This is a genomic window from Streptomyces sp. NBC_00876 (assembly GCF_045207435.1).
GTDB lineage: Bacteria > Actinomycetota > Actinomycetes > Streptomycetales > Streptomycetaceae > Streptomyces.
On sequence record NZ_CP108800.1, the window covers coordinates 5918440 to 5934712 of the forward strand.

14 protein-coding genes are annotated in these 16273 nt (G+C 70.7%); 9 read left to right on the plus strand and 5 right to left on the minus strand.

Going from position 1 to position 16273, the window contains the following annotated elements; all coding sequences use genetic code 11:
* Positions 1 to 8: 8 nt before the first annotated feature.
* The gene (locus OG782_RS26230; RefSeq protein ID WP_406454937.1) at positions 9 to 1007 is read right to left on the minus strand and encodes a DUF5937 family protein; all 999 of its coding nucleotides are present in this window, start codon (positions 1005 to 1007) and stop codon (positions 9 to 11) included.
* Positions 1008 to 1518: 511 nt separating this feature from the next.
* Here OG782_RS26230 and OG782_RS26235 point away from each other — a divergent pair.
* The 5 genes from OG782_RS26235 to OG782_RS26255 all read left to right on the plus strand — a co-directional run bounded on the left by OG782_RS26235 (position 1519) and on the right by OG782_RS26255 (position 6022).
* Positions 1519 to 2817, plus strand: a complete 1299-nt coding sequence (locus OG782_RS26235; RefSeq protein WP_406454939.1) for an MFS transporter — start codon at positions 1519 to 1521, stop codon at positions 2815 to 2817.
* Positions 2818 to 2827: 10 nt separating this feature from the next.
* Entirely contained in the window at positions 2828 to 3337 is a 510-nt protein-coding gene (locus OG782_RS26240; protein WP_406454941.1) for a MarR family winged helix-turn-helix transcriptional regulator, read from the plus strand.
* A 66-nt stretch (positions 3338 to 3403) separates the two neighbouring features.
* A complete protein-coding gene (locus OG782_RS26245; RefSeq protein WP_406454943.1) occupies positions 3404 to 3739 on the plus strand; it encodes a DUF3817 domain-containing protein in 336 nt (111 codons plus the stop codon).
* Between the two features lie 88 nt (positions 3740 to 3827).
* Positions 3828 to 5528 carry a methylmalonyl-CoA mutase gene (locus tag OG782_RS26250; protein WP_406454945.1) on the plus strand — a complete coding sequence of 567 codons (1701 nt, stop codon included), beginning with the start codon at positions 3828 to 3830 and terminating at the stop codon, positions 5526 to 5528.
* Between the two features lie 104 nt (positions 5529 to 5632).
* Positions 5633 to 6022: a hypothetical protein gene (locus OG782_RS26255; RefSeq protein ID WP_406454947.1), complete on the plus strand. Its 390-nt coding sequence runs from the start codon at positions 5633 to 5635 to the stop codon at positions 6020 to 6022.
* 167 nt (positions 6023 to 6189) lie between these two features.
* On the opposite strand, the gene OG782_RS26260 is transcribed toward OG782_RS26255, so the two are convergent.
* Positions 6190 to 6819: a TetR/AcrR family transcriptional regulator gene (locus OG782_RS26260; RefSeq protein WP_406454949.1), complete on the minus strand. Its 630-nt coding sequence runs from the start codon at positions 6817 to 6819 to the stop codon at positions 6190 to 6192.
* 317 nt (positions 6820 to 7136) lie between these two features.
* Here OG782_RS26260 and OG782_RS26265 point away from each other — a divergent pair, with 317 nt between their 5' ends.
* The 4 genes from OG782_RS26265 (at position 7137) to OG782_RS26280 (ending at position 11310) form a co-directional block, all read left to right on the plus strand.
* A complete protein-coding gene (locus tag OG782_RS26265; RefSeq protein ID WP_406454951.1) occupies positions 7137 to 8117 on the plus strand; it encodes a tetratricopeptide repeat protein in 981 nt (326 codons plus the stop codon).
* Between the two features lie 599 nt (positions 8118 to 8716).
* Entirely contained in the window at positions 8717 to 9349 is a 633-nt protein-coding gene (locus tag OG782_RS26270; protein WP_406454953.1) for a DUF6230 family protein, read from the plus strand.
* Positions 9350 to 9443: 94 nt separating this feature from the next.
* The gene (locus OG782_RS26275) at positions 9444 to 10034 is read left to right on the plus strand and encodes a DUF6114 domain-containing protein (RefSeq protein ID WP_406454955.1); all 591 of its coding nucleotides are present in this window, start codon (positions 9444 to 9446) and stop codon (positions 10032 to 10034) included.
* A complete protein-coding gene (locus OG782_RS26280) occupies positions 10024 to 11310 on the plus strand; it encodes a hypothetical protein (protein WP_406454956.1) in 1287 nt (428 codons plus the stop codon). Before OG782_RS26275 ends, OG782_RS26280 begins: the two co-directional genes overlap by 11 nt.
* 89 nt (positions 11311 to 11399) lie before the next feature.
* Here the strand turns inward: OG782_RS26280 and pyk are convergent, their stop codons facing one another.
* The 3 genes from pyk to pta form a co-directional block, all read right to left on the minus strand.
* Positions 11400 to 12830: a pyruvate kinase gene (gene pyk / locus OG782_RS26285; RefSeq protein ID WP_406454958.1), complete on the minus strand. Its 1431-nt coding sequence runs from the start codon at positions 12828 to 12830 to the stop codon at positions 11400 to 11402.
* A 74-nt stretch (positions 12831 to 12904) separates the two neighbouring features.
* Complete coding sequence (locus tag OG782_RS26290; protein ID WP_406454960.1) at positions 12905 to 14146, minus strand: acetate kinase; 1242 nt, start codon at positions 14144 to 14146, stop codon at positions 12905 to 12907.
* Positions 14147 to 14151: 5 nt separating this feature from the next.
* Positions 14152 to 16224: a phosphate acetyltransferase gene (pta, locus tag OG782_RS26295; RefSeq protein ID WP_406454962.1), complete on the minus strand. Its 2073-nt coding sequence runs from the start codon at positions 16222 to 16224 to the stop codon at positions 14152 to 14154.
* Positions 16225 to 16273 lie beyond the last annotated feature (49 nt).

Genomic DNA, 16273 nt, shown 5'->3' on the forward strand with positions numbered 1-16273 from the left:
GGCTCCGCTCATTGCGGCGGGTGGTGCGGGGGCACGGCCAGCGCGATGCCGAGCGGCGTCCGCTCGTACAGCACCTGGTGGCCGTACCGGCGCGACGTCAGCAGCCCCGCGGCCCGCAGCACCGACAGATGGCCGGACACGGAGGACGCGGCGAGGCCCAGCCGGTGGGCGAGCGCGCCGGTGCCGGCCGGCTCGTCGAGCGCGCACAGGACGTCGGCCCGGGCCCGGCCCAGCAGGCGTGCGAGCACGTCCGGTGTGCTGTCGCCCGGCTCCGTCCAGAGCCCGCCGATGCCGCGCGCCGGGTAGATGACCGCGGGCTGCCAGGGGTCCTCGAAACCGCCGACGGCGTGCGGCCAGGCGAAGACCGACGGCATCAGGACGAGACCCTGCCCGCCGAGCACCCGGGAGTGGCGGGCCCGCGTACGGGTGATGGTGAGCGTCGAGTCGGCCCAGCTCAGCTGCGGGCTCAGCTCACCCAGCAGCCGCTCGAAGCCGACCGCGGCCAGCCGCCGCGAGTGATAGGCCACATCCGCCTCCAGCAGGGCGCGCAGCCGGGGCCAGTGCGGTTCGATCAGCACCCGCCAGGCCCGCTCCAGCAGATCGGCCACCTCCCGTACGGTCCGCGCGGGATCGGCCAGCAGCGCCTGCCCGGCGGGGGAGTGCAGCACCTTCGGCCGGTCCGCCAGCGTCCAGGCCAGGTCCTTGCCGGCCAGCCGGGGATCGACGGCCCGCACCCCCGCGATCTCCTCCTCGAAGGAGGCGAGCGGTCCGATCGGCGGCGGGCAGAAGAAGTCCGGGCTGTGCCCGCCCTCCACCATCAGCAGCCACAGCGGTTCCAGGTCGAGCCCGGCGGCCGCGTCCCGGATCCTGCGCAGCCACGGCAGGTGGTAGCCCTGGCGTTCGGGCCGCCCCAGCACCCGCACGGCGGCCTGCGTCTCCCAGAGCGGTGAGACCGCGAAGCGGCAGCGCAGCAGGTCGCTCTCGTCGAAATGCAGATGGACGGGCATGTCTCGTTCTCGGCTCGCGAAGATTCGGCTGGGACCGAAAGTCTACGGATCGGGAGGTGGGTTCCCGCAGGCTGCGCCCATGCCGAGAGACACCGACCCCCCGGCGGGCGGCCCCCGCGACGCGACGGACACCCCCCGCGACCGGCAGGCCCCGCCCGGGGCCACGCCGCCCGCCCCGCGCGCCGCGAGCCCCGCCCCCACCGGGCCGGCCCCTCTCCCGGCCCCGCACCCGGAGCGCGCCGGTCCTCCCGACCCGAGCGAACCGCCCGCGCTCCGGGCGCCGGCCGCAGGCGCGACGCCGGCGGTGCCCGGCCCCGCTGGTCCTGCCGGCCCGAGCGAACCGCCCGCGCTCCGGGCGCCGGCCGCAGGCGCGACGCCGGCGGTGCCCGGCCCCGCTGGTCCTGCCGGCCCGAGCGAACCGGCTGCGGACGCGACGCCTGCGGCGCCGGGCCCCGCTGGTCCTGCCGGCCCGAGCGAACCGCCCGCGCTCCGGGCGCCGGCCGAGGACGCGATGCCGGGCGCGACGCGGAACCCCTGCGCGCCCGCCCCGCGCGGCTACCGCGCCGTCTTCGCCGTACGCGAGTTCCGGGCCGTCTTCGCCGCGCATCTGCTCTCGCTGCTCGGCGTCGTCGTCAGTGAGCTCGCGCTCACCGTCCTCGTGTACGACCTCACCGAATCGCCCCTGCTCAGCGCGTTGACCTTCGCGCTCGGCATGCTCCCGTACCTCGTCGGCGGCACCCTCTTCGCCGGGATCGCCGACCGCTACCCCGCCCGCCGGGTCCTGGTCACCTGCGACCTGATCTGCGCCGGCTGCGTCGCCGTGATGGTCCTGCCGGGCACGCCCGTCGCCGGACTCCTCGTGCTGCGCTGCCTCGTCGCCGCCGTCTCACCCGTCTTCACCGGTACGAGGATGGCCGCGCTCACCGACATCCTCGGCGAGGACGACCTGTACGTACTGGGACGCTCGCTGCTGCGGATCGTCTCGCAGAGCGCTCTGCTCGCCGGTTTCGGTGTGGGCGGGCTGCTGCTCGCCGTGGTCTCCCCGCGCGGCGCGATCACGATCACCGTCGGCACGTTCCTCTGCTCGGCCGCCCTGCTGCGCCTCGGCACCCGCGACCGGCCCGCCCGCACCGGAGCCGGGACGGGCGGCACGCTGCTGAAGGAGTCGCTCTCCGGGGCCCGCCTGGTGCTGGGCCACCGCAGGATCCGTGCCCTGATGCTGCTCTTCTGGCTGCCCCCGGTGTTCGTCGTCGCGCCGGAGGCGCTCGCCGCCCCGTACGCCGACGAGATCGGCGTGGGCACCGCCGCACTCGGGCTGCTGATGTGCGCGATGCCGGTCGGCCACATCGCCGCCGAGCTGTACGCGGGCGCCGCGCTGAGCCCCCGGGCCCGCTCCCTGATCGTGCTGCCGTTCGCCGCCGCCGGGCTGCTGCCCCTCGTGCTGTACGGGCTGCGTCCCGGCGTCGCCCTGGCCGCCGTCGCGCTGCTGCTGGCCGGCGCGGGATCGGCGTACGTCATCGGCCTCGACCAGTGGTTCGTCGAGGCCGTCCCCGAGGAGCTGCGCGGCCGGGCCATGACCTTGCTCACGGCCGGACTGATGACGCTCCAGGGCGTCGGCATGGCCCTGGCCGGACTGGCCGCCGAGTTCTTTCCCGTGCACCAGGTGGTCGCGGGGGCGGGCGTCCTGGGCACGCTGTGCCTGCTGACGCTCGTCGCGGAGGTCCGCAGAACGGCGCCCGCATCCGTACCCGCACACCGCATTCGGACCGAAGTTCGAGACGGTGAGGACCGGCAAGTTCCCCATGGGTAAGGTCGTGGCCGTGCCGAAGCCGCTCAGTCTCCCCTTCGATCCCATCGCCCGCGCCGACGAACACTGGCAGCAGCGCTGGGGCCCGGTGCCCTCCATGGGGGCGATCACCTCGATCATGCGCGCGCAGCAGATCCTGCTCGCCGAGGTCGACGCGGTCGTCAAACCGTACGGGCTGACCTTCGCGCGCTACGAGGCGCTGGTGCTGCTCACCTTCTCCAAGGCCGGCGAGCTGCCGATGTCCAAGATCGGCGAGCGGCTCATGGTCCACCCCACCTCCGTGACGAACACCGTGGACCGGCTGGTGCGCTCCGGCCTGGTCGACAAGCGCCCCAACCCGAACGACGGCCGCGGAACCCTCGCCTCCATCACGGACAAGGGCCGCGAGGTCGTCGAGTCCGCCACCCAGGACCTGGTCGCGATGGAGTTCGGACTCGGGGTGTACGACGCCGAGGAGTGCGCGGAGATCTTCGCGCTGCTGCGGCCGCTGCGCATCGCGGCGCAGGACTTCGAGGAGATCTGAGAGGAGCGGTTCCGGAGCCCCGGCCCGCTGCAAGATCGCCCCGGACGTCCGGTTACGCTCGATGGCATGAAACGCAGCGTGCTGACCCGGTACCGGGTGATGGCTTACGTCACCGCCGTCATGTTGCTGGTGCTCTGCACCTGCATGGTTTTCAAGTACGGCTTCGACAAGGGTGAGGGGCTCACTCTCGTCGTCTCCCAGATCCACGGCGTGCTGTACATCATCTACCTGATCTTCGCCTTCGACCTGGGCTCCAAGGCGAAGTGGCCGATGGGCAAGCTGCTCTGGGTGCTGATCTCCGGCACCATCCCGACGGCCGCGTTCTTCGTCGAGCGCAAGGTCGTCCGTGACGTCGAGCCGCTGATCACGGACGCGGCCCCGGCCGCCACCGCGAAGGCCTGACCCACACCTGCACCCCGAACCGCCCCGTGCCGAGCACCGGGCGGTTTGCCATCGACATTTACTAGGACGTCCTAGTAAATTGATGGGTATGGACGCTGACGCGATCGAGGAAGGCCGCCTCCGCTGGCAGGCCCGTTACGACAAGGCCCGCAAGCGTGACGCGGACTTCACCACGCTCTCCGGGGACCCGGTCGAGCCCGTTTACGGCCCCCGCCCCGGGGACGCGTACGAGGGCTTCGACCGGATCGGCTGGCCCGGCGAGTACCCCTTCACCCGGGGGCTCCACGCGACCGGCTACCGGGGCCGCACCTGGACCATCCGCCAGTTCGCCGGCTTCGGCAACGCCGAGCAGACCAATGAGCGCTACAAGATGATCCTCGCCGCGGGCGGCGGCGGGCTGAGCGTGGCCTTCGACATGCCGACGCTGATGGGCCGGGACTCCGACGACCCCCGCGCGCTCGGTGAGGTCGGCCACTGCGGTGTGGCCATCGACTCCGCAGCCGACATGGAGGTCCTCTTCAAGGACATCCCGCTCGGCGACGTCACGACGTCGATGACGATCAGCGGCCCCGCCGTCCCCGTCTTCTGCATGTACCTGGTCGCCGCCGAGCGCCAGGGCGTCGACCCGGCCGTGCTCAACGGCACGCTGCAGACGGACATCTTCAAGGAGTACATCGCGCAGAAGGAGTGGCTCTTCCAGCCCGAGCCCCATCTGCGCCTCATCGGCGACCTGATGGAGCACTGCGCCCGCGACATCCCCGCCTACAAGCCGCTCTCGGTCTCCGGCTACCACATCCGCGAGGCCGGGGCCACGGCCGCGCAGGAGCTGGCGTACACCCTCGCCGACGGCTTCGGTTACGTGGAGCTCGGCCTCTCCCGGGGGCTCGACGTCGACACCTTCGCCCCCGGCCTCTCCTTCTTCTTCGACGCGCACCTCGACTTCTTCGAGGAGATCGCCAAGTTCCGCGCCGCCCGCCGGATCTGGGCCCGCTGGATGAAGGAGACGTACGGCGCGAAGACGGACAAGGCCCAGTGGCTCCGCTTCCACACCCAGACCGCCGGGGTCTCCCTCACCGCCCAGCAGCCGTACAACAACGTCGTACGGACCGCCGTCGAGGCGCTCTCCGCCGTGCTCGGCGGCACCAACTCCCTGCACACCAACGCCCTCGACGAGACCCTCGCGCTCCCTTCCGCGCAGGCCGCCGAGATCGCGCTGCGCACCCAGCAGGTGCTGATGGAGGAGACCGGCGTCGCCAATGTGGCCGACCCGCTGGGCGGTTCCTGGTACGTGGAGCAGCTCACCGACCGGATCGAGGCGGAGGCCGAGAAGATCTTCGACCAGATCAGGGAGCGCGGCACCCGCGCCCATCCCGACGGGCAGCACCCCGTCGGACCGATGACCTCCGGCATCCTGCGCGGCATCGAGGACGGCTGGTTCACCGGCGAGATCGCCGAATCGGCCTTCCAGTACCAGCGGTCGCTGGAGAAGGGCGACAAGCGGGTCGTCGGCGTCAACGTCGCGCTCGGCTCGGTCACCGGCGACCTGGAGATCCTCCGGGTCAGCCACGAGGTCGAGCGCGAGCAGGTCCGTGAGCTCGCCGGCCGCAAGGAGGGCCGCGACGACGTCCGGGTGACCGCCGCGCTGGACGCGATGCTGGCCGCCGCCCGCGACGGCTCCAACATGATCGCGCCGATGCTCGACGCCGTACGCGCCGAGGCGACCCTCGGCGAGATCTGCGGGGTGCTGCGCGAGGAGTGGGGCACCTACACGGAGCCGCCGGGCTTCTGAGGCCTCGCGGGAGCCCCGCCGGCCTTGATGCAATGGGGTGGGTGACCCGGTGGGTCACCCACCCCTTTTCCTGGCCTCGTGGCGAAATGACAGCAGGTAGTGATGTGTTCGGAATCGAAAAGGCGAGTGCGGCGGAGATCGCCGAACGGAACGATCTGGCCGGCAGGGTGGCCGAAGCGTTGACGATGGCCGGATTCGCCGTGCACCAGGACATCAACCAGGTGTCTGCCGGGCTGGGGGCACTGGTCTGGGCGGACCCGGCAGATGACTCCGGGGGAGGAGTCTTCGTCCAGTGGCTCATCGGTCCGTCCCTCAGCCGCGCCGCAGCGGAGAGTGCGCAGAAGGGAGAGATACAGTCGCCGGCATTCCGGCACTTCGGCTTCGTGACCGAGCACATGTACGCGACGTTGATCGCGATTCTCGGATCTGCGGGCTTTCAGGCTGTAGACGCCGATGACGACATGAGTCCGTTCCTGATCCGCGTCGAAGGCTGATCTCCGGGGAGGGGCCGGCCGGTCGGCGGGCCGGCCCCTCCCCGGAGAGGCGAAGTCCGTGATCGTCTGCGCTCGTGATCAGCACGCCTGGGGTCTTACGTCTGGATCAGGCCGGATCAGGGTGCGTGCCGGACCCCGCGAGCCGGGCATGATCCGAACGAGAGGCCCTAACCCGCCGCGGCCGCGCCCAGGCCCGCGAGGAGCAGCAGGGTGAAGCGCCGGGCCCAGTCCTCGTCGACCGGCTCGGCGCTCACCAGCGCCCGGTGCACCACCGCGCCGGCGATCACATCGAAGATCAGGTCGGCGGTCAGGGCCGCCGTGGCCTCGTCCGGCTCGACGGGCAGCTCGCCGCGCTCCTGCGCGCGTTGCCGCCCCTGGAGGACGAGACGTTTCTGCCGGTCCACGATCGAGTCACGGATCCGGGTGCGCAGCGCCTCGTCACGGGTCGACTCCGCGACCACGGCCATCAGTGCGGTCCGGGTCTCCGGCCGCTCCAGCAGCGCGGCGAACTGCAGTACCACCGCCTGCACATCGGCGGACAGGCTGCCCAGGTCCGGCAGTTCCAGCTCGTCGAAGAGCACCGCGACCGCGTCCACGACCAGTTCGTTCTTGCCCGCCCAGCGCCGGTACAGCGTCGTCTTGGCCACGCCGGCCCGGGTCGCCACATCACCCATCGTCAGCTTCGACCAGCCGAGGTCGACCAGCGAGGCCCTGGTGGCCTCGAGGATCGCCTCATCGGCCGCGGCACTGCGCGGGCGTCCCGTTCGTGAGGGTTTGGGGTGGCTGTGGCTCAGCATTCCGCGACCATACCCGCCAGTAGGTAGAACCGAGGGGTCGCGTTCGCCGTGAGACAGATCACCGAACACTCTTGTGCTTCAGGGGCTGTGGCCAGTTACGCTACGGGTCGTAGCGTAAGAACGACGGCCCAGCCGTTGTGGCGCCACGAACGAACGACAGCCACAGGCGCCGGGTGGGGACCGGGCGCCGAACCGGGTCTTTCAGGGGCCCTGGGACCGTGTCTGTCCGTGCACCTCGCACGCCGGCGGGGGCTGCGGACGGACGCGGTTCGCGTATCGCTTTTCAGAACGGCCTGCCGAGGGGGGAGGATGTACGCATGCAGCCTAGGAACATGTCCATGAGCGGCGTCGTCGACCTCGCCGCGGTGAAGGCGGCCGGTGAGGCCAAGGTGAAGGCGGAGCAGGCCCGTGCCGAGTCCGCCCGGCAGGGCGGACCCGCAGCCGTACCCGCTTCCTCCCTCGTGATCGACGTCGATGAGGCGGGCTTCGAGAACGACGTTCTCCAGCGCTCCGCCGAAGTCCCCGTCGTCATCGACTTCTGGGCCGAGTGGTGCGAGCCGTGCAAGCAGCTGGGCCCGCTCCTGGAGCGCCTGGCCCACGAGTACAACGGCCGCTTCCTGCTGGCCAAGGTCGACGTCGACGCCAACCAGATGCTGATGCAGCAGTTCGGCATCCAGGGCATCCCGGCGGTCTTCGCCGTGGTCGCCGGACAGGCGCTGCCCCTCTTCCAGGGCGCGGCCCCCGAATCCCAGATCCGCCAGACCCTGGACCAGCTGATCCAGGTCGGCGAGGAGCGGTTCGGGCTCACCGGCATCGTGGTGGACCAGGACGCGGCCGGCCCGGACGCCGACGCCGAGGCCGTCCATGAGGTGCCCGCGGGTCCGTACGACGCCCTGCTGGAGGCGGCCGCGCAGGCGCTGGACGCCAATGACTTCGCCGGCGCCGTCCAGGCGTACAAGAACGTCCTCTCCGACGACCCGGCCAACAGCGAGGCCAAGCTCGGCCTGGCCCAGGCGGAACTCCTGGCCCGCGTCCAGAAGACGGACCCGCAGCAGGTCCGCCAGGACGCCGCCGGGAATCCGGCCGATGTGGACGCCCAGCTCGCCGCGGCCGACCTCGATCTGGTGGGCGGTCACGTCGAGGACGCCTTCGGGCGTCTCGTCGAGACGGTCCGCCGTACTTTCGGTGACGACCGCGACCGGGTACGGGTCCGGCTGCTGGAGCTCTTCGAGGTGATCGGCCCCGATGATCCGCGCGTCGGCGCCGCGCGCACCGCACTCGCACGCGTCTTGTTCTGATCTGATAACACGGCCGTGGCCCCCGGTGGGGGTCGCGGCCGTTTTCGCGTTCAGGCGATAAGAGATGCCCTCGCTTTACCAAATCTTGATAAAAGCGCGGGCTGTTACTCGCAGTAAATCGATCATTGGGATCTGTCCGACTTCGGTCCCCAATGGTGGCTTTCGTCTCCGGGGTCGGGGCAACCCTGTGTGGCCGGTCGGTGCCGCCCGGTCGTGGGTTGGTTATCGGGCCGTTACTAGCGAGTAACGAACCCCCTTGTGTCACAGCCGCGAATGGACCACGATCGGCCACGCTCGGTCCAATAACGCCAGTCCGGCTGCCAGTCGGTGCGGCGGCACTGTTGGGTCCCCACCGAGTGGGTCGGCGGCAGTGGCGCCGATTCCGGACAGGGGGGTTCCTGCTGACCGGCAGGGCCTGTCCGAACAGGCTGCGCGAACGCGTGGCCAGTGGTTGTCGCTCGGGGGTGATCGCCGGTGATTCGGGCGCGGTTCACGTCCCCGTTTGCGGGCGCTCTCCTTTCCGAGGACGTAGCACTTCTCCCATCCCAGGTCGGGCAGGATGCCAGGCCGGAGATGTACGTCCGAGAAGGAGGAAAAGTATGAGTTCCATGGTTCGCGGTGGCACGAGATGGAAGCGTTTCGCTGTCGTCATGGTGCCGAGCGTCATAGCCACCGCCGCGGTGGGTGTCGGTCTGGCACAGGGTGCGCTCGCCGCGTCCTTCAGCGTGTCCGGCCAGGAGTTCAAGGTCAGCGCCAAGGAATTGGTCGGCCAGGACTTCATCCAGTACGGCAGCGTGGCCACGGGCAAGGACCTCAAGGGCAAGGACATGGCCGCTCCGGTCGCCGTGTCCGGGTTCAGTGAGGCCACCATCACCAACATGTGCCAGTCGGTCGTCACGCCCGACCTGCCGTTCGGCATCGGCAGCGTCACGCTGCAGCTCAAGGCCGGCACCGGCAAGGAGAAGGTCTACGCCAAGGACCTCTACCTCGACGTCTCGTCGCTCGGCGCGGATGCCGAGTTCACGAACATCGACATCGGCGTCGCCGCCGGTGCGCTGAAGAACCCGGGTATCCAGCCGGGTACCCAGGCCAACCCCTACGGGTTCTCGCAGCGCGCCGAGGTTGCCAAGCTGACGGACGTCAAGCAGCAGGCATGGGCCACGACGGCCGGAACGTTCAAGCTTCCCGACCTGAAGCTGTCGCTCCACAAGGGCGTCGAGGAGTGCTACTAAGCACTCGCCCGGGTGGCCGGGGGCGCTCAGCGGGCCCCCGGCCACCCACCCTTCTCTTTCTCACAGCAGTACCGGTTCCAGGGAGCTGTTTTCCATGAGCCCCGAGTCCACAGGGCAGAACGAGCACTACCTCAGCGCCTTCCGGCGAGGCTTCCGCACCTGGCGGGGTAACCGGCCGTTCTGGGCGGGTCTGTTCACCATCCTGGGCGGTGTACCCATCGCGTACTTCCCGTACGCGAACATGCACCTCGGCAACATGACGCTGGCGATGTCCACCACCGCGGGCGCGGGATCGCTCATCATCGGCGTCCTGCTGATCACGCTGGGCCTGACGATGTGGTTCCACAGCATTGTCCGGGTGTTCGCCGGTGTCGCGTCGATCCTGCTGGCGCTGATATCCATACCCGTCGCCAATATCGGCGGTTTCCTGATCGGCTTCCTGCTCTCCCTGATCGGTGGCGCACTCTCCATCTCCTGGGCCCCGGGCTCGCCGAAGGCGGACGAGGCCGGGCCGGCCGCGGGCGTTCCCGCCGAGGGGACACGGGACAACCTCTCGTTCACGAAGGACGAGCGGCCCGCCGGGATTCCCGAGGGCGCGCTCCACGGGATGGGCGTCCCCGAGCAGCAGCCGGCGAAGTACGACACGACAGTTGAGGTCGACGGCGGGAGGCATCGTGCGGGGTGACGACAGTCAGGTGAACGCCTTGGGCGAGGACGGGCTCCAGGAGCGAAGAGGGCCGCGTCACGCCGCCCCCAGGAAGTCGCTGCTGACCAAGCTGCACATGCCCGCCGGCAAGAGGGCGTTCGCGCTCGCCGCGATGCCGACGGCCGTCTTCGTCGGGATGGGGCTCACCCCCAAGCTCGCGATGGCCGACGACAACACGGACATCCCCTTCGCGCCCGGCCCCTGTGTGACCCGCTCCGACGAGCCGAGCGAGTCGGCGCAGCCGTCGCCCTCGGCGTCGAAGACGCCGTCCCCGTCGGCCACCGAGAGCGGCAAGCCCGCGCCGGACACGAGCGACGAGGCGACCCCGAAGCCCTCGGCCACCCCGTCGGCGAGCGCCACGGACGACGCGGCGGCCGACGCTGCCAAGCAGAGTGCGGACGCCCCGGCCGCGACGGCGAGCCCGTCTCCCACGCCCACGAAGTCGACGAACCCGCTCGACCCGCTGGGCTGGGGCGACAAGCTCAAGGACCTCTTCGACGGACCGGACGAGCCGACGGCGAGCCCGTCCCCGAGCGCCACGACCGCGTCCCCGGAGCCCTCTGCGAGCGCCACCGGCGAGGCGGCCGACAAGCCCGTCGAAAAGGCCACGGACGCGGCGAAGGACGCGGCCGACAAGACCACCGACGCCATCCGCGAAGCGGCGGACAAGGCGGGCAAGCCGGTCAAGGAGCTCGACGAGGACGTCAAGGGACTCGACCCGAAGAAGGACGAGGACATCCCGGACGGCGCCAAGCAGCCCTTCCCGTGTCCGACCGCCGACCCCAAGGCGCTGGCCGCGGCCGATCTGGAGCAGGGCATCCCCCGCCTCCCGAACGACCCGTGGATCCTGGAGAGTTCGCTGCTCACCCTGAGCGGACTCGACTACAAGGGCATCGTCGAGGTGGAGAAGGGCGACGGCACCACGAAGAAGGTGCTGAAGTTCACCGCGTCCTCCGTCGACATCAAGGACCTCCACCAGCTGACGGTGGGCCCGCAGTCGGGCGTGACCGGCCACGTCAAGGCGCGGAAGGGTTCCACCTCCACCATCCGCAACGGCACGGTGACGATGTACACGGAGGAGCTGAAGGGCAACCTCTTCGGCCTCATCCCGATCACCTTCAGCCCGGAGACCCCGCCGCCGCTGAACGTGCCGTTCGCCTTCTTCACCCACGTGAAGGTGACGCAGGCAGGCCAGTTCGGCGGGACGCTGACGGTGCCGGGCCTGCAGAACTACTTCACCGGCGGCAACAGCTAGTCACCACGATCCCGTCCGGGAGCCGCACAACGGCTGTGGGCCGCACCCCTCGGGGGTGCGGCCCACAGTCATGTCCGGGGCGGGCGCGGTCAGTCGCGGCCCTGGCCGCCCACGTGGTGCACGCGCACCATGTTGGTCGTGCCGGGGACACCGGGGGGCGAGCCGGCCGTGATGACCATCGTGTCGCCGGCGTTGTAGCGGTTCAGCTTCAGCAGCTCCGCGTCGACCAGGTCCACCATGGCGTCCGTGTTGTCCACGTGCGGGACCACGTGGGCCTCGACGCCCCAGCTGAGGGCCAGCTGGTTGCGGGTGGACTCGTCCGTGGTGAAGGCCAGGATGGGCTGCGAGGCGCGGTAGCGGGACAGGCGGCGGGCGGTGTCGCCGGACTTGGTGAAGGCGACCAGGGCCTCACCGTTCAGGAAGTCCGCGATCTCGCAGGCCGCGCGGGCCACCGAACCGCCCTGGGTGCGGGGCTTCTTGCCCGGGACCAGGGGCTGGAGGCCCTTGGAGAGGAGTTCCTCCTCGGCGGCGACGACGATCTTCGACATCGTCTTGACCGTCTCGATCGGGTACGCGCCGACCGAGGACTCCGCCGAGAGCATGACCGCGTCCGCGCCGTCCAGGATCGCGTTGGCGACGTCGGACGCCTCGGCGCGGGTCGGACGGGAGTTGGTGATCATCGACTCCATCATCTGGGTCGCCACGATCACCGGCTTGGCGTTCCGGCGGCAGAGCTCCACCAGGCGCTTCTGCACCATCGGGACCTTCTCCAGCGGGTACTCGACGGCGAGGTCGCCGCGGGCGACCATCACACCGTCGAACGCCATGACGACGCCCTCCATGTGCTCGACGGCCTGCGGCTTCTCGACCTTGGCGATGACGGGGACCCGGCGGCCCTCCTCGTCCATGACCTTGTGGACGTCCTTGACGTCGTCGGCGTCGCGCACGAAGGAGAGCGCGACCAGGTCGCAGCCCATCCGCAGGGCGAAGCGCAGGTCGTCGACGTCCTTCTCGGACAGGGCCGGGACGTTGACCGCGGCGCCCGGCAGGTTGATCCCCTTGTGGTCGGAGATCACCCCGCCCTCGATGACGATGGTGCGGACCCGGGGGCCGTCGACGGAGACGACCTTCAGCTCGACGTTGCCGTCGTTGATCAGGATCGGGTCGCCCTTGGAGACGTCACCGGGCAGGCCCTTGTAGGTCGTGCCGCAGATCGACTTGTCCCCGGGGACGTCCTCGGCGGTGATGACGAACTCGTCCCCGCGGACCAGTTCGACCGGGCCCTCGGCGAACTTCGCGAGGCGGATCTTCGGGCCCTGGAGGTCGGCGAGCACGCCGACCGCCCGGCCGGTCTCGGCGGCGGCCTTGCGGACCCGGTCGTAACGACCCTGGTGCTCCGCGTGGGAACCGTGACTGAAGTTGAATCGGGCCACGCTCATGCCGGCCTCGATCAGAGCGACGAGCTGCTCATGGGAGTCGACGGCGGGACCGAGGGTGCAGACGATTTTGGAACGGCGCATGAGGCGGATCCTATCGGTTTGTTTCGCTGCGGAATATTCCGTCTGGTGGAAGATACAAAGGGGCGCGGGGGTGCTCAGTTGTCGACCAGTGCGAAGGTCTGGTTCGCGATCTCCAGCTCCTCGTCCGTCGGCACCACGGCGACCGCGACCCGTGCGTAATCCGGCGAGATCAGCCGCGGTTCGCCGGACCGTACGGCGTTGAGATCCGCGTCCACCACGAGGCCGAGCTCCTCCAGACCGCCGATCGCAGCCTCCCGCACCGGGCTCGAGTTCTCCCCGACCCCGGCCGTGAACACCACCGCGTCCACCCGCCCGAGCACCGCCGAATAGGCGCCGATGTACTTCTTCAGCCGGTGGACGTAGATGTCAAAGGCGAGCGCCGCCCGTGCGTCGCCCTCGTCGATCCGGCGCCGGATCTCCCGCATGTCGTTGTCGCCGCAGAGGCCGACCAGGCCGCTCTTCTTGTTGAGCAGTACGTCGATCTCGTCCGCCGACATTCCGGCCACCCGCTTGAGGTGGAAGGTGACGGCCGGATCGATGTCCCCTGAACGCGTCCCCATGACCAGCCCCTCCAGCGGGGTCAGTCCCATCGACGTCTCCACGCACCGCCCGCCCGCGACCGCCGACGCCGAGGCGCCGTTGCCCAGGTGCAGCACGATGACGTTGACGTCCTTGGGGGCCCGGCCCAGCAGCTCGGCCGTCTTGCGGGAGACGTACGCGTGCGAGGTGCCGTGGAATCCGTAGCGCCGGATCCGGTGGGCGTCGGCCGTCTCCACGTCGATCGCGTACCGGGCCGCGTACTCCGGCATCGTCGTGTGGAACGCGGTGTCGAAGACCGCCACCTGCGGCAGGTCGGGGCGCAGCGCCTGGGCGGTCCGGATGCCGGTGATGTTCGCCGGGTTGTGCAGCGGCGCCACCGGGACCAGGCGCTCGATCTCCTTGAGCACCTCGTCGGTGATCACGGTCGGCTCGGTGAAGCGCAGCCCGCCGTGCACCACCCGGTGGCCGATCGCCGCCAGTTCGGGGGAGTCCAGGCCGAGCCCGTCGGCCGCCAGTTCCTCGGCCGCCGCCCTGAGCGCCGCCTCGTGGTCGGGGAACCGGCCGAGGCGCTCGCGGACCTGGCCCCCGCCGCCGGCCGGCGGGGTGTGGACGAGCCGGGAGGTCTCCTCGCCGATCCGCTCGACCAGGCCGGACGCGAGCCGGGAGTGGTCGCGCATGTCGAGGAGCTGGTACTTCACGGAGGAGGAGCCGGAGTTGAGGACGAGCACACGGCTCGCTCCCGGGGCGGCTGCCGCGTCCTCTTCGGTGGTGGTCATGCGGGTCACTCCTCGCCCTGTGCCTGGATCGCCGTAATGGCCACGGTGTTGACGATGTCCTGGACGAGCGCGCCCCGGGACAGGTCGTTGACGGGCTTGCGCAGCCCCTGGAGCACCGGGCCGACGGCCACGGCGCCCGCCGAGCGCTGCACGGCCTTGTAGGTGTTGTTGCCGGTGTTCAGGTCCGGGAAGATCAGGACCGTCGCCTGGCCCGCCACCTCGGACCCGGGCAGCTTCGTCGCGGCGACGCTCGGCTCCACCGCGGCGTCGTACTGGATGGGACCCTCGATCATCAGGTCCGGGCGGCTCGCGCGCACCCGGTCCGTCGCCGCGCGGACCTTGTCGACATCCGCGCCCGTGCCCGACGTGCCGGTCGAGTACGAGAGCATCGCGATCCGCGGCTCGACACCGAAGCGGGCGGCGGTCACCGCGGACTGCACCGCGATGTCCGCGAGCTGCTCCGCGTCCGGGTCCGGGTTGACCGCGCAGTCGCCGTACACCAGGACCTTGTCGGCGAGGCACATGAAGAAGACCGACGAGACGATCGACGCGTCCGGCTTGGTCTTGATGATCTCGAAGGCCGGGCGGATCGTCGCCGCCGTGGAGTGCACGGCCCCGGAGACCATGCCGTCCGCGAGCCCCTCCTGGACCATCAGGGTGCCGAAGTAGTTGACGTCCGAGACGACGTCGTACGCGAGCTCGACCGTCACCCCGCGGTGGGCCCGCAGCTTCGCGTACCGCTCGGCGAAGGCCTGGCGCAGCTCGGAGGTCTGCGGGTCGATGAGCTGGGTGCCGGCCAGGTCGATGCCGAGGTCGGCGGCCTTCTTGCGGATGACGTCGGGGTCGCCCAGCAGGGTCAGGTCGCAGACGTCGCGGCGCAGCAGGACGTCGGCGGCGCGCAGTACGCGTTCCTCCGTGCCCTCCGGCAGCACCACCCGGCGCCGGTCCGCGCGCGCCTGCTCCAGGAGTTCGTGCTCGAACATCATCGGCGTGACCCGGCCGCTGCGGGCGACCGAGATCCGGTCCAGGAGGGCCCCGGTGTCGACGTGGCGCTCGAAGAGCCCCAGCGCCGTCTCGGCCTTGCGCGGCGTCGCCGCGTTGAGCTTGCCCTCCAGGGCGAAGAGCTCCCCGGCGGTGGGGAAGGAGCCGCCGGCCACCGACACGACCGGGGTGCCCGGTGCGAGCCGTGCGGCCAGCTTGAGTATCTCCTCGCCCGGCCGCTCGTTCAGGGTCAGCAGCAGGCCCGCGATGGGCGGTGTGCCCGCACTGTGCGCGGCCAGCGAGCCGACCACCAGGTCCGATCGGTCCCCGGGCGTCACCACCATGCACCCGGGCGTCAGCGCCTTCAGCAGGTTCGGCAGCATCGCGCCGCCGAACACGAAGTCCAGCGCGTCCCTGGCCAGGCCCGCGTCGTCGCCGAGCAGCACCGTGCCGTCCAGCGCCGCGGTGATCTGCGCGACGGTCGGCGCCGAGAGGGCCGGGTCGTCGGGCAGCACCGAGCAAGGCACCGGCAGCGTGGCCGAGAGCCGCTCCGCGATCACGTCGCGGTCCGCGGAGGCCACCCGGTTCACGATCATCGCGAGCACGTCGCAGCCCAGACCGGCGTACGCGCGGTAGGCGTTGCGCGTCTCGGCCTTCACCGACTCCGCGTTCTCGTCCTGGCCGCCGACCACCGCGATCACCGACGCGCCGAACTCGTTGGCGAGGCGGGCGTTGAGGGCCAGCTCGTCGGGGAGCTGGGTGGCGGCGAAGTCGGTGCCGAGGACCAGGACGACCTCGTACTCCGCGGCCACCCGGTGGAAGCGCTCGACGAGCCGGGAGACCAGTTCGTCGGTACCCTGCTCCGCCTGGATCGCGGAGGCCTGGTGGTAGTCGAGGCCGTAGACGGTCCCCGGGTCCTGGGAGAGCCGGTAGCGGGCCCGCAGCAGCTCGAAGAGCCGGTCGGGGTCGTCGTGGACCAGGGGCCGGAACACCCCGACCCGGTCCACCTGACGCGTCAGGAGCTCCATGACGCCCAGGTCGACGACCTGGCGGCCGTCCCCCCGGTCGATCCCGGTCACGTACACGCTGCGCGTCACGCGTGCTCTCCCGTCATCTCTTGTCCGGCACGTTGTCCGGTTCGAGCGG